The organism is Lysobacter niastensis, from assembly GCF_031457115.1.
Taxonomy (GTDB): Bacteria; Pseudomonadota; Gammaproteobacteria; order Xanthomonadales; family Xanthomonadaceae; genus Lysobacter_J; species Lysobacter_J niastensis_A.
This window is the reverse complement of record NZ_JAVDVY010000002.1, coordinates 761,997-775,579: the sequence shown is the minus strand read 5'-3', so window position 1 is coordinate 775,579 and position 13,583 is coordinate 761,997. Positions and strand designations below refer to the sequence as shown.

Genomic DNA, 13,583 nt, shown 5'->3' with positions numbered 1-13,583 from the left:
CACCAGTTTCATCACGCTGTCCTCACGGTCCGCCCGACCGCGTTACGGCCTTCATAGGGCCTGACGGCTCGCCCAGGGGGAGCTGGGTCAATGGTGTTCAACTCGCTGACCTTCGCGGTCTTCTTCGCGTGCGTGCTGGTGCTGCACAACCTGCCGCTGGGCTGGACCACGAAGAAGATCAACCTGCTCATCGCCAGCTACCTGTTCTATGCGGCGTGGAATCCGCCGTTCGTGGTGCTGTTGTGGATCTCCACCGCCGTGGACTGGTGGGCGGCCAAGAAGCTGGTGAACGCCGAGAATCCGCACGCGCGCCGCGCTTGGATGCTGCTGTCGGTGGTGGTCAACCTGGGCATGCTGGGCTACTTCAAGTACGGCGGGTTCCTGATGGAAAACTTCGCCGCGCTGATGCAATCGCTTGGCGTGGTGTACCAGCCCCCCGGGCTCGACATCGTCCTGCCGGTTGGCATCTCGTTCTATACCTTCGCCACGCTGTCCTACACGCTGGACGTGTACCTGCGCCGCTCCAAGCCGGCGAACGACTTCCTCGACTACGCCTTGTTCGTGACGTTCTTCCCGCACCTGGTCGCCGGCCCGATCATGCGCCCGACCGAACTGGTGCCCCAGTTCGAACACCCGCATCGCGCGACGGCGGCGCAACTGCGCTTCGGTCTGGCACTGATGGTGCTGGGCCTGTTCCAGAAGATCGTCCTGGCCGACGGCTTCCTCGCGCCGGCGGCGGAAGCGGTGTACGACGCGCCGCCGGGCACGCTGCCCGGGGCGCTGGATGCATGGATGGGTACGCTGGCCTTCAGCGGACAGATCTTCTGCGACTTCGCCGGCTACTCGACGACCGCCATCGGCGCGGCGATGTGCCTGGGCTTTGCGATGCCCGACAACTTCCGCTTTCCGTATGCGGCGGTGGGTTTCTCCGATTTCTGGCGGCGCTGGCACATCACCTTGTCGGCGTGGCTGCGCGATTACCTCTACATTCCGCTGGGTGGCAACCGCCATGGTTCCGCGCGTACTTACTTCGCGTTGATGGCCACGATGCTGCTCGGCGGCCTGTGGCATGGCGCGAGCTGGACGTTCGTGGTGTGGGGCGGATTGCACGGCCTGTATCTCGCAGTCGAGCGCACGCTTCGTTCGCGCTTTGCCGGCTACGTGCCAGGACCATTGGCGCTGTTCGGCCTGGGTTTGCTGACCTATGCACTGGTGAACATCACCTGGGTGTTCTTCCGCTCCAGGGGGTTCGGGCAGGCGTGGTCGGTACTGCAAGGAATGTTCGGCGGCAATGCCGAGGCGGGGCCGATCCTGTCCACGGCGCACCTGACCATGGTGGCGCTGATCGTCGCCGGCATCGTCGCGGCGCACTGGCTGATGCGCGCCCGCACGCTGGAGGCGATGCTCGCAGACCGACATCCGGTTCCGCTGTCGGCGGCCTTGGGCGTGATGGCGTTCGCGATCGTGGCAGCACAGGGAGCAGGCAATGCCTTCATCTATTTCCAGTTCTGACTTGCCGCTCGCCGCCGCTGCCGAAGGGGTCACCGTGCCGGAACGCTTCGAGCGTCCGGGCTTCGTGCGCCTGACCGCCGCCGATCGCCCGGGCGTCGCGCAGCCGGTGCCCGAGCGCGACATTCCGCCGCAGCCGTGGGGCAGGATACTGCTCAGTGCGCTGGCCTTGTTCGTATTGCTGATGGTCGTGTGGGAATGGCATTGGCGCGCGTTTGGCGCGACGCCGGGTTACCGCGCAAGCAACGGCTCTTGGGCGGAGCAACGGCGGCGCATCGACCAGGGCGATGGCGGCAAGACGGTGCTGATCGGTTCCTCGCGCGTGCTGTTCGACGTGCAGTTGCCCGAATGGGAAACCGTCACCGGCGAGCGTCCCATCCAGCTTGCGATGGAGGGCACCACGCCGGTGCCGATGCTCGAGGACCTGGCGAGCGACCCTGAGTTCACCGGCCGCTTGCTGGTGGGCGTTGCGCCGGACCTGTTCTTCAGCGGCTTCGCCTATCGCGGCGAAGTGATCGCGTATTACCAGAAGCAGGGACCGTCCCAACGCAGTGGTCACTGGTTGTCCAAGAAGCTGCTTGAACCGTACTTCGCTTTCTACGATCCGGATTTCGCGCTGACCACTGTGCTGATGCGCCAGGACTGGCCACGGCGTCCCGGCCTTCGTAAGAACACGCAGGTGCGCAAGCTGCGCGAACAGGACGTGGATCGCAACACGTATCTGTGGCGCAAGGTCGAAGTCGATCCCGCCTATCGAGCGCTGGCGCGCAGCATATGGGCCGAGCATTTCGACGGGCCGCCGCCACCGCCGATGAGCACTCCCGAGAAGGCGCGCAAAGTGTTCGACGAACAGATCGAGCGTGCGACGAAGGCGATCGCCGTGTTGCGCCAGCGTGGCGTGCGCGTGGTGTTCGTGCGGCCGCCCAGCGACGGCCCGTACTACGCATTCGAGCGCAAGGCGTTGCCACGCGAGGCGACCTGGGACGTGCTGCTGCAGCGAACCGGAACCCCGGGCATCCACTTCGAGGATTACCCGCAACTGCAGGGCTACGATCTGCCGGAGTGGTCGCACCTGAGCCACGCCGATGCGAAGCGCTTCACCCTGGCATTGGCGCCCCTGGTCGAGGGCGAGTTCAAGCGACAGGAACTCGTGCAGCGAACCGGCACGCCGGCGGCCGCGGACCAGCGCTGAATTCCCGAAAGCATCGAACACCGGACGGCGTCACCCCAGCAGGATCGCCGCGCCCCACGCGATCAATACGACGCCGGCGGCGCGGCCCACCCAACGGCCCACCGCCAGGACCTTCTCGGCCAGCACCAGCAGCGACAGCGCCGCGATCCACGCCAGATTCATCACGCCGCCCACGAACAACAGCGCCATCAACATCCAGCAGCAGCCGATGCAGTACGCGCCGTGCAGGATGCCCAGCCGCAATGCGCCGACCCTGCCCGGTCGCCAATGGCGGGATAGAAATGCCGCCGGCGCCCGGCAATGGGACAGGCAGGCGTTCTTCAACGGAGACAACTGGTACAGGCCGGTGACGATCAGTGCCGCGCCCGACACCCAACGCACCTGCGCGCCCATCGTCGCCGCCGAAACGATACCGGCACGCTGTAATGCCAGTTGCAATGCGGCGGCGGCGAAGGAGAAGAGCAGCCACATCACGAAGTAGCCGGCCGCGAACGTGGCGGTGGAGGCGTGCCTCGCGGGTCCGGCGCCCTGCGCCACGGCGTGGCGATGAACCTGCGCGTACAGCAGGATCGTCGGCGCAGCGCTGGGCGTCATCATCGCGATCATCATCGTCCACCACATGCCGATCATCAGGAGCCAGTACCGGACTCCCCAGCTCATCGGCGTCATGGCGCCCATGCCGGACGAGCCGGCCGCGTGCTGTTGCGGCAGCAACGCCATCGTGGTCATGTCCCACGCGCTCATGCCGAGCCCGGCGCCCGCGGCGATGTACATCCAGGTGAGAGCGCACAGCACGAACAACCCGACGGCCGTGACCGCACCGTCGCGTTTGAGAAGGCGTTCCAGCGCAGGCACGGCGCGACTCAGGCGCGAACGACACCGTGATTGTTCAGGTGCAGCCGGGCGAACTGCCCGTAGGTGTCGGTCAGCGACACCTCCAGTGGACCGGTGGTCCGGCTCGTTGCGCTGCCGATTTCGGCCACGGAATATTCGAAGCCTTCAGGCAGCACGATCTGCGCACGCGATTCGGCGCCGGTGACCTTGTTGAGGATCGGCGTGCCGACAGTGTCGATGTAATTCTTGACGAAGATGCGTCCCTTCCTGGCGTCGACGTCGATCTGCAGATCGATATCGGTGAACACTGGTTCGTTCATCGTGGTCACCGTAGACGCATAGACGGCGAACATGGTCGCGAACGGATCGGTGTCCTGCCCGGTCATGATCTTCAGCAACGCCTCGCGCTGCTTCGCGTCGGCCTTGGCGTCCACGAACGCAATGGCTTCGCCATTGCCCTCATGGATCGGGCCGGGCCATTTGAAGATCGCGGCGATCCGCAACCCATCGAGCGGCGTGTCGCCGTGATGGCCGTGTTCGATCTGGATGCCCGCGACCGCGTGGCAGTGACCCTTGTCCGGCAGTGCATTGAACTGACAGTTGCAGCCGTACTCGCAGCTGCAATTGACCAGCTCGCGCCCTTTGATTTCCCAGGTAGTCATGGCACGCTTCCAGGACGGCTCGTGCCACGGATCGTACTACTCGGCCGGGGGCCGTCAATCGCCCGGGTGCCGGAGGGGGCGGTGCCGCTTCGCGGCTGGTTCCGGTGTAGGGAGGGCTTTGCCTGTCAGCCTGGCATCACGGCCCATAGCACGGCGGCGACCAGGGCGGCGCCCATCATGCTGCGTTCGATGCGTTCGAGTTTGTCGGAGTATTTCGATACGGCGGACTTCGGTGCTGCGGACTTCATCGTGCGTGGTACCTGGTACTGCGGTGGAGGGGCATGATGAAACCCTCATCGGCCGACCCAAACCGGGAGCGGCGTCACACCGCGGCCCATGCGGGCTGCTTCCGATAAGCAACATTCATTGTGAATCGCCGGCTCTGTATGGGGCCGTAAAAGACTTGTTCGATACAGCTTATGGAAGCGTTATTCAGGGAGGCGGTGCGTGCGCGCATTCAGTTCGATACAGCTCATCGAACTCGCTGGGCGGCACGGGCCATGGCGAGCAGCGGCGCCGGCCCCGCCAAGCCTCTCGATGCGTTGAGCATGCTCGTTCCCCAGAACATGCCGCATCGCAGTTCGCCGACGTGGAGGAATGCCCGCCACGTCCAGGGGATGTGCTTTTGACTGTCCGACTCGTATTCGAGGGAATCGATCCCCGCGCTGCTCAGTATTCGTTGCCAGCCAGCCCTCGACTGGAAACACACGCCCACTCGGGCGGTATTGGCGCCAAGGCGGTGGATCAGTGGCGCAATCGCCTTGGCGGAAGTCAAGCCGAAAATGATGCGACTGGGAGCGTTTCCTACGATCAACCCATCGTAGATGTTCTCGAAGACCGAAATGCGGCCACGCGAAGTAAGCAGCCCCGTCGCTGCGCGCAAGGCATGGTCGATATGGGCCAGCGATTGGCGATAGTCGTCGCCGACGAGATGGTGCAATACCCAGTTGAAGAACACCAGGTCGTAGCGGCGATCGATCCGGATCAGGTGCTCGGCCGAGTCTTCGATCAGGCGCTTGCGTGCGTGGGGAGTGTTCTTTCCCAGCAGAAGGGGGGAGTTGTCGAGGATGGTGCCATGAGCTTGCGGATACGCGGCGAGCAGGCGGTCGGTGAACCTACCGCTGCCGCCACCCACATCAAGGAAACGGATATCGCCGTGCGGAAAGGCGGCATCAATGCGGCGTGTCAGGCCTCTCCACAGTAATGGCGTCACGTACTCCGTGTCGAAGTGCGCCAATTGCGCATCGGATAACCGCTTGATCGGCATGTCAGTTCCCGCTTGGCATCGTTTGTGCCTCGTACGAACGAGGCGTTATGGGCTGTTGCGGAGGACTACGCCCGCCTATGCATCGAAGCGCGACGACAGCGACCTGCTGCGCATGCGCCGGAATTCGGGACGCGAACTACAAGGATGGGGTCGAATCGTGTCATCCCTAGGGGCACCCTGATGGGTGACGATTTCTGGCATGGTTCCAGAAACGTACCAGCACGACGTCCGATCACCCGCGAAGAGTCTCGGATGCGCCGGAACGTTGGCGGTTCACTTTCAGTTGACCTGTCATGCACAAACATCGTGTTGCAGCCGTTGAAGTGATCACCGGGCACCGGGCATGCGTACGAACCAGCAGGACATCACGCGACGCAAGGTGCTGAAAGCGGTGCTCGGTCTGGGCGGCATGGTGCTGCGCGTGCCCGGGCTGGCAGCAAAAACAGCCAATCAGCGGTCCACGCCGCCGATGACGCGGGGCCCTTTCTATCCGCAAATCAAGCCGTTGGACCAGGACGCTGATCTGACCGCGCTGTCCGGCTCACGTCAGCACGCCCAAGGTCAGACCGTGCATCTCACCGGCCGCATCCTCGACCTGGATGGCAAACCGGTCTCGGGCGCCAGGGTCGCGATCTGGCAGGCCGATGCTCATGGGCACTACCACCATCCCAATGATCGGCAGCCGACCGCAGTGGATGGGAACTTCCAGGGGTTCGGCGTGCAGACGACCGATGCGCAGGGTCGCTATCGCTTCAAGACGATCAAGCCGGGCGCGTATCCGCTGATGGCCGGCTTGCGCACGCCGCACATCCACTTCGAGATAGAAGGTCGCAATGCTCGTGTGGTGACGCAGATGTTCTTCCCGGACGAAGCGCTCAACGCCAACGACGGTCTGCTGCAGGCACTTCAACCGGCACAACGCGAACTGGTGATGGCCAAGCGGATGCCCGCCATCGCAGGCATGGATCCTCGCGCAACGCATCTGGCCTGGGACATCATCCTGATGTCGGGGTAAATCCCCTTTGTGGAGCACGCGCGAAACACGCACCAGCTTGCGGTCGGCGCGCCGACAACCCCTTCACAAGTGCCAGCACGGCCGCTGCCACTCAGGGGTCGGCGCAGCCGAGGACGTTCAGAGCGGACATCCGTACTGGACCATCAAGAACGGCCTGATGATCGCGTTCGCACCGTTGCTCGATGTTCTTGCCGCGATACGGAAAAGACCGCATCCGCTGTCGCACGCTGTTCGCTTTCGAACAACTGAGGTGCGCCCACGTCGCTTTGATCTCGATGAACGAAAAAGTTAATAGTCGGCAACAGGAGGAAGATCGTCACATCGTGTTGCGTCGATTATCACGTCGCTTTGAAATCGCGCGGAGTACGCTCCCGCCCACGATGAAGCAATCAGACGATGAAGCAATCAGGATCGTTTCACCAGATATGTAGCTTCATCACGAGTCGAGGGCATGGCGTAACTCACTGGCGAAGCCCTCCCGCCAGGCGGATCGGTCGCCCCGGAGGCGAAGCCGCCTGGCGGCAAGCAAACGGAAGTGCGGTGAGACGAATAGCCGACGAGGAGTTGAGGGCAGTCGCGACCCTATCGATTCACTAGCAATCGCAACGGTCGACGAAGCCCTCCCCGCCAGGCGGACAGGTCGCCATCCAGGGCGAAGCCGCCTGGCGGAAAGGCAAAGGGATTCTTCTTCCGCGCGGAGAGGGCGCGCGCATTGTGGGCGTCCCTGCGTCATGCAAATCATCCGCAGTCAGTGAACTGCATCGTGCGTTGACGTCACCGTGCGTGCCGCGCAAAGCGGCGGTCAAGGTATTCGTCGAGACGAAGGCGCAGTTGCGGGGGATCGTCAAGGAACTGGCAAACGAGTTGGAACAGTGGGAACCGGTCGCTCGCGAATGGCCTGTGTGCACGGACCATGGCCAGGGTGTGCACGCCCTCGGTACGGATGTTCGCGCCCGACGCGGCCAGGCAGTCGGTGCGGCCGACGGCCAGGTCCGCGCCGATGCGTCGGTGGTGCGACGACGCGCCCGTGGCGGACGCCACCAGATCGCCCAGGCCTGCGAGTGTGTAAGCGGTCTTGGCGCGCCCGCCCATCGTCTCGATGATGTCAGCCAGCTCGCGCAGCATGTCGGTGATCAGGCACCCTCGCAGGTTGTCACCCAACGCCAGCGCGTCGGCCGCGCCGATCAGCGGAACGTAGACGTTCTTCAGGATCGCCGCCCAAGCCGCGCCGTGCGGATCGTCGAGCAGGTCCAGATGCAGCGGCGTGCCCTGGAACAGGGCGATCAATTGCTCGCCGGCCCGCGGCTGTGTCGTGGCGACCATGGCGAAACCCGCCAGCCCGGCCTGCAGTTCGCGCGCCAGCATCGGTCCGTACACCAGCGCCCAACCGATGCGCGTGCCGAAATGGTGGTCGAAGATCTCGGCCGGCGTGCGGCCGTGCTGGTCCAGCCCCTTCGCGATGGACAGGCACAGCGCATCGCCGTCGAGGCAGGAGGCCAGGCGTCCGGCCAGCTCGTCGTGGGGCTGGGTGGGCAGGGCGAAGATCACCACGTCGCGTTGCTGCGCAGCGTCTTCCAATGGCTGCGTCTCGACCCATGTCTGCAGATCGCGATCCCAGACCACCACGTCATGGCGGGCCGACAACAGCAACTCGAAGGCGCGGCCCATGGCGCCGTGGCCCAGGATCAGCACACGTCTGCCCAGGACGCGGTTGGTGGCGATCGGCTGACCCAGGACCTGCTTGGCGTCGCCCGGCATGATCGGCTCCCCGAGATTGCTGGCCTCAGATTAGCCTCGATCGGGGTGAATGAACCGAGAGGGCCGAACGGCGCCGGCGATCCTGAGCGATTGGCTGCGGCTTACGCTCGGCCTTCGTCCCGGCGGCGACGTCGGCACGTTCATCGCGGCGCGGATCGGCGCGTGATCCTGTTGTCTATCGTCGGCTTGGCCGAGCGAGCCTGAACGAGCGCCACGACAAGAAACCAAGGTCATTCGTCTCCGCCCTCGCCCGGGCACCTCCTGGGCTTTATTGGCCGCAACACTGCATCGATCACGTTGATTGTTCGTGTCGCGCAGTGGGCGTGACGCTGGGGGTTCAAAGCGTGAACGACAAGAAAGTCATCGCCGTGGTCGGTGCGACCGGGGCGCAGGGCGGCGGCCTGGTACGGGCCATTCTCGATGATCCCAACGGCGGATTCGCAGCGCGTGCGCTCACGCGCAATGTGCAGTCGGACAACGCCAGCGCGCTGGCGACGCGTGGCGCCGAAGTGGTCGCCGCCGACAGCGACGACGAGGCGAGCCTGGAACGCGCGCTGCAGGGCGCTTATGGCGCGTATTTCGTGACCAACTTCTGGGAGCATTTCGATCCCGAACGGGAAAAAGCACAGGCTCGCAACATGGTCGAGGCCGCCAAGGCCGCCGGATTGCAGCATGTGATCTGGTCGACGCTGGACGACACGCGCCTGCGTTTGCCGCTGGACGACGAGCGCATGCCCACGCTGCTGGAGCAGTACAAGGTTCCTCACTTCGATGCGAAAGGCGAGTCCGACGTGTACTTCCTCGAGGCGCGCCTGCCTGTGACGCTGCTGAAGACCTCCTTCTACTGGGACAACCTGATCCACTTCGGCATGGGCCCCAGGCCAGGAAGCGACGGCGTGCTGGAACTGGTGCTGCCGATGGGAGAGGCGAAGCTGCCGGGTATCGCCGCCGAAGACATCGGCCGCGCCGCCTACGGTCTTTTCCAGGCCGGCGAGGCGTACATCGGCAAGCGTGTCGGCATTGCCGGCGAACACCTGACCGGAGCGGAAATGGCGCAGGCGCTGACCACATCGCTCGGCCGGGAGGTGCGCTATCGGGCGGTGACGCCGGCGCAGTATCGCGCCCTCGGTTTCCCGGGCGCGGAAGACCTTGGCAACATGTTCCAGTACAAGCGCGATTTCGAGGCTGCCTATTGCGCCGCGCGCGACGTCGACATCTCGCGCGTGCTCAATCCGCGCCTGCAGACCTTCGCGCAATGGCTTCAGGACAACGCCGGGCGCATTCCGCTGGAAGCCTAGCCGCGGTCCATGCACCGTCTTCAGGACCCGCGTGAGAACATCGCGCCCTCACGCAACGACTGAGGCAGCGCTATGGAACTGGGCATGGTCGGTCTGGGCCGCATGGGCGCCAACATGGCGGAGCGGCTGGTGGGCCACGGACATCACGTGGTCGGGTTCGACCCCGGTGAAAGGGCGCGCGATGCCGCGTCGTCGCGGCGGATCGTGACGGCGCCATCGCTGGTGGAGCTGGTCGCGCAGTTGTTGCCGCAACGCGTGCTGTGGCTGATGGTGCCGGCGGGCGAAGCCGTCGACAGCACCCTGGCCGAATTGCTGCCGCTGCTGTCGGAGGGCGACGTGCTGATCGACGGCGGCAACTCGAACTACAAGGACACCATGCGCCGCGCCGCGATGCTGGCCGGGCATGGCATCCATTATCTCGACTGCGGTACCAGTGGCGGCATCTGGGGACTGAAGGAGGGCTACAGCCTGATGATCGGTGGCGACGAGGCGGTGGTCGAGCGCCTGCGTCCGCTGTTCGCCGCGTTGGCGCCCGATCCCGACAGCGGCTGGGGGCGTGTGGGACCGAGCGGAGCCGGGCATTTCACCAAGATGGTCCACAACGGCATCGAGTACGGGATGATGCAGGCCTACGCCGAGGGCTTCGCGATCATGCAGCGCAAGTCCGAGTTCGCGCTGGACCTGCATCAGGTCGCGCAGATCTGGCGACATGGCAGCGTGGTGAGATCGTGGTTGCTCGATATCACGGCCAATGCGATCGAGCACAACCCGCGCCTGGAGGGGGTTGCACCCTTCGTCGCCGATTCCGGCGAAGGACGCTGGACCGTGGCCGAAGCCATCGACCTGGACGTGTCGGCGCCGGTGATCACGCTGTCGTTGCTGGAGCGGCTGCGTTCGCGCGAGAGCGATTCCTACGCCGACAAGCTGCTGGCGGCGATGCGCAACGAGTTCGGCGGACACGCGGTCAAGCGCAGCGAGTAGGGTCACGCGATTGGACCGGATACGGGACAGGGTTTCCCCGCGGATGGGACTAATCGCGGCGCGATGCCGCCGTTAGGCTGACGTGGTTCCTCCCCCTACGTCGGAATCGCCCCATGTCCCTGTCGATGTACCAGGCCACCGTGCCCATGTTTGTCCGCTCGCTGCAGAACCTGCGCCATGTGCTGGAAAAGGGCGAGGCCCACGCCAAGGCCGTCAACATCGCGCCGCAAGCGTTGCTTGAGTCGCGCCTGATCGACGACATGCTGCCGCTGGTTCGCAACGTGCAGATCGCCACCGACATGGCCAAGAACGGCAGTGCGCGCCTGGCCGCGGTGGAGCCGTTGAAGTTCGAGGACAACGAGACGACGTTCGCCGAACTCTATGCCCGCATCGATCGCGCGATCGACTATGTCAACACCTTCGCGCCGGTGCTGATCGACGGCAGCGAGACCCGCAAGATCACCTTCCGGTCAGGGTCTGGCGAACTGAACTACCAGGGCAAGGCCTATCTCACCGAGTTCCTGTTGCCGAACTTCTTCTTCCACTGCACCACCAGCTACGCCATTTTGCGCAAGGCCGGCGTGGGCCTTGGCAAGAAGGATTTCCTGGGCCTGCAGTGATCGGGCGACGCCACCTCCGCGCGAACGCAGAGGTGGCGGGCTCGACTAGGTCATGACCGGCGGCTGGTAGGTCAGGGTGTTGCCCAGCAGCCACAACAGGCCCAGCACGAGCGGGATGTGCACCAGCAACTGCATGAAGGTGAAGCCGACGATGTCGCGCGCCTTCAGGCCCAGCACGCCGAGCAGCGGCAGCATCCAGAACGGGTTGATCAGGTTGGGCAGGGCCTCGGCGGCGTTGTAGACCTGCACCGCCCAGCCCAGGTGCACCTTGAGTTCGTTGGCGGCCTGCATGACGTAGGGCGCCTCGATGATCCACTTGCCGCCGCCCGAGGGCACGAAGAAACCCAGCACCGCCGAGTAGGCACCCATCACCACGGCGAAGCTGTCGGTGGATGCGACGTGCACGAACGCGCTGGACAGGCGATGGGCCAGCGTCTGGCCGCCGTCGCCGGTCGCGGCGGTCAGCATCATCGCGATGCCGCCGTACAGCGGGAACTGGATCAGCACGCCAGTAGTGCCCGGCACGGCGCGGGCCACGGCATCGAGAAAGCTGCGTGGACGCCAATGCAGCAGCAGGCCCAACGCGAGGAACAGGAAGTTGTAGGTGTTGAGGCTGGCGATGGCGCTGACGGCGGGCTTGCTGGCGAATTCGCGTGCCAGCCAGCCGAAGGCGAGCAGGGACAGCAAAATCGTCAACACCGGGCTGTATTCCAGCCATTCGCCCGGCCGGCTGCGTGGCGGTATCGCGGGCGTCGCGACCTGCGTGGTGTCGATGAACTCGCGTGCGGTGCGCGCCGAAGCGCCCCGCGGCGCCGTCCACCAGCACATCGCCAGCGAAACGACGATCAGGCTCGCGGTGAGCGCGATCGACTGCCACAGCAGGATCGTCTGCGTGAACGGCAATACGCCGGTGATCTCGATCAGTCCCGGCGGCATGCTGGCGGGATTGGCCTGCAACTGTGCGGCCGACGAACTCAGGCCCATCGCCCACACGGCGCCGAGGCCGAGATAGGCAGCGGCACCGGCAGCGCGGTAGTCCATGTCGAGGTCATCACGCCGCCCGAGTGCGCGCACCAGCAGGCCGGCGAACACCAGCGAGAAGCCCCAGCTGACCAGCGAGCTGAGCATGCCTACCAGTGCAACGAAGCAGACCGCGCCGCGTCCGCTGCGCGGGAAGCGGGCCAGCGCATCGATCAGCCGCGCCACCACCGGCGCAGTGGCCACCACATAGCCGCCGATGACCACGAATACCATCTGCATGGTGAAAGGGATGAGCGTCCAGAAGCCGTCGCCGAACGCGCCGACCGTCGCCTGCGCAGTAGCGCCGTGGGCCAGGGCCGACACGGCGACGACGATCACGCCCAGCACCGCGAACACATAGGCATCGGGAAACCAGCGTTCGGCCCAGGCGGCGCAGCGCAGCGCAGCGCGGGCCATCCAACCCTCGCGCAACGGGGGCGTGGTCGCGACTGGCGTCGGCGTGTGAGTCGGCATGGCGGTCCCGGCTGGGTGAAGGCCGCGCCATTGTCGCCGGCTGAGAGCAGGTTGGAAGGCCCACCCCTGGGCATGCCATCGCTTCGGGCTGTGGAAGAATGCAGGCTGCACTGGCGACAGCAGGTCGAGCGATGTCCGGAAAATGGCAGGGAGTCTGCAGGTGCGTGGCGATGGCCGCGATGCTGGGCGCGCTCGCCGCCTGCGCCAGCGTGCCGCAGGCCGCACGCAACCCGCTGGCCGACTGGCGACCTTCGCCCAACCATAACCAGCGCAAGGCGCAGCTGATCGTGCTGCACCACACCGAGATGGAGAGCGCGTCGGCGGCCCTGCTGACGCTGCAGACGCGCAATTCCGGCGGGCCCGTCAGCGCGCACTACCTGATCGGCAACGATGGCCATCTCTACCAGCTGGTGGCCGAAAGCGAACGCGCCTGGCATGCGGGCGCCGCGCGCTGGGGCGGCATCGCCGACCTCAACTCCGCCTCGATCGGCATCGAGCTGGACAACGATGGCCAGTCGCCCTTCAGCGAGGCGCAGATCGCGGCGTTGCTGGTGCTGCTGGACGACATCACCCGTCGGCTCGACATACCGCGCCACCTCATCGTCGGCCATGGCGACATCGCGCCGATTCGCAAGAACGACCCGAGCGTGTTGTTTCCCTGGCAGCGCCTGGCAGAAGCCGGTTTTGGGCTGTGGCCGCACGCGCAACCTGCTGCGGCGCCGGTCGGGTTCGACCCGTGGTCGGCGATGCGCCTGATCGGTTACGACCTGAGTGATCGGCCCGCCGCCGCACGTGCCTTCCATCGTCACTACCGTGGACATGAAGGTGAGCAGTGGGAAGCGGGCGACGCCGATCTCCTCTACGACCTGCAGCAACAATTGATGGATCTGTCGACTGCACCGTAAATCGGATGTGCTGTTACTCGTTGTGTTGCATTCAGCCGCGTCATTTGG

Annotated in this window: 13 protein-coding genes; 7 read left to right on the top strand and 6 right to left on the bottom strand. The window is 65.2% G+C overall.

Annotation, left to right across the window (positions count from 1 at the left end; translation table 11 throughout):
* Positions 1–90: 90 nt before the first annotated feature.
* Together J2X06_RS12810 and J2X06_RS12805 are read left to right on the top strand one after the other, a co-directional pair.
* A complete protein-coding gene (locus J2X06_RS12810) occupies positions 91–1,512 on the top strand; it encodes an MBOAT family O-acyltransferase (protein ID WP_310063001.1) in 1,422 nt (473 codons plus the stop codon).
* Positions 1,487–2,701 carry a hypothetical protein gene (locus J2X06_RS12805; protein WP_310063000.1) on the top strand — a complete coding sequence of 405 codons (1,215 nt, stop codon included), beginning with the start codon at positions 1,487–1,489 and terminating at the stop codon, positions 2,699–2,701. Before J2X06_RS12810 ends, J2X06_RS12805 begins: the two co-directional genes overlap by 26 nt.
* 30 nt (positions 2,702–2,731) lie before the next feature.
* Here the strand turns inward: J2X06_RS12805 and J2X06_RS12800 are convergent, their stop codons facing one another.
* The 4 genes from J2X06_RS12800 to J2X06_RS12785 all read right to left on the bottom strand — a co-directional run bounded on the left by J2X06_RS12800 (position 2,732) and on the right by J2X06_RS12785 (position 5,464).
* Positions 2,732–3,556 (bottom strand): DUF2182 domain-containing protein, encoded by an 825-nt coding sequence (locus J2X06_RS12800; RefSeq protein ID WP_310062999.1) that lies wholly within the window; start codon positions 3,554–3,556, stop codon positions 2,732–2,734.
* 8 nt (positions 3,557–3,564) lie between these two features.
* The gene (locus J2X06_RS12795) at positions 3,565–4,197 is read right to left on the bottom strand and encodes a DUF1326 domain-containing protein (protein ID WP_310062997.1); all 633 of its coding nucleotides are present in this window, start codon (positions 4,195–4,197) and stop codon (positions 3,565–3,567) included.
* A 125-nt stretch (positions 4,198–4,322) separates the two neighbouring features.
* A complete protein-coding gene (locus J2X06_RS12790) occupies positions 4,323–4,445 on the bottom strand; it encodes a hypothetical protein (protein WP_310062995.1) in 123 nt (40 codons plus the stop codon).
* Between the two features lie 224 nt (positions 4,446–4,669).
* Positions 4,670–5,464 carry a class I SAM-dependent methyltransferase gene (locus tag J2X06_RS12785; RefSeq protein ID WP_310062993.1) on the bottom strand — a complete coding sequence of 265 codons (795 nt, stop codon included), beginning with the start codon at positions 5,462–5,464 and terminating at the stop codon, positions 4,670–4,672.
* Between the two features lie 343 nt (positions 5,465–5,807).
* Here J2X06_RS12785 and J2X06_RS12780 point away from each other — a divergent pair, with 343 nt between their 5' ends.
* A complete protein-coding gene (locus tag J2X06_RS12780) occupies positions 5,808–6,479 on the top strand; it encodes a protocatechuate 3,4-dioxygenase (protein WP_310062991.1) in 672 nt (223 codons plus the stop codon).
* Between the two features lie 774 nt (positions 6,480–7,253).
* On the opposite strand, the gene J2X06_RS12775 is transcribed toward J2X06_RS12780, so the two are convergent.
* Positions 7,254–8,237 (bottom strand): hypothetical protein, encoded by a 984-nt coding sequence (locus J2X06_RS12775; RefSeq protein WP_310062989.1) that lies wholly within the window; start codon positions 8,235–8,237, stop codon positions 7,254–7,256.
* Between the two features lie 344 nt (positions 8,238–8,581).
* On the opposite strand from J2X06_RS12775, the gene J2X06_RS12770 reads away from it, so the two are divergent.
* The 3 genes from J2X06_RS12770 to J2X06_RS12760 all read left to right on the top strand — a co-directional run bounded on the left by J2X06_RS12770 (position 8,582) and on the right by J2X06_RS12760 (position 11,136).
* Positions 8,582–9,535, top strand: coding sequence for an NmrA/HSCARG family protein (locus tag J2X06_RS12770; protein WP_310062987.1), 954 nt, complete (start codon positions 8,582–8,584; stop codon positions 9,533–9,535).
* A gap of 72 nt (positions 9,536–9,607) precedes the next feature.
* Positions 9,608–10,516, top strand: a complete 909-nt coding sequence (gene gnd, locus J2X06_RS12765) for a phosphogluconate dehydrogenase (NAD(+)-dependent, decarboxylating) (RefSeq protein WP_310062985.1) — start codon at positions 9,608–9,610, stop codon at positions 10,514–10,516.
* A 113-nt stretch (positions 10,517–10,629) separates the two neighbouring features.
* Positions 10,630–11,136 carry a DUF1993 domain-containing protein gene (locus tag J2X06_RS12760; RefSeq protein WP_310062983.1) on the top strand — a complete coding sequence of 169 codons (507 nt, stop codon included), beginning with the start codon at positions 10,630–10,632 and terminating at the stop codon, positions 11,134–11,136.
* Positions 11,137–11,181: 45 nt separating this feature from the next.
* On the opposite strand, the gene J2X06_RS12755 is transcribed toward J2X06_RS12760, so the two are convergent.
* Positions 11,182–12,573, bottom strand: a complete 1,392-nt coding sequence (locus J2X06_RS12755) for a short-chain fatty acid transporter (RefSeq protein ID WP_310063632.1) — start codon at positions 12,571–12,573, stop codon at positions 11,182–11,184.
* 227 nt (positions 12,574–12,800) lie between these two features.
* On the opposite strand from J2X06_RS12755, the gene J2X06_RS12750 reads away from it, so the two are divergent.
* Positions 12,801–13,535: an N-acetylmuramoyl-L-alanine amidase gene (locus tag J2X06_RS12750; protein WP_310062981.1), complete on the top strand. Its 735-nt coding sequence runs from the start codon at positions 12,801–12,803 to the stop codon at positions 13,533–13,535.
* The last annotated feature ends 48 nt before the right edge of the window (positions 13,536–13,583 follow it).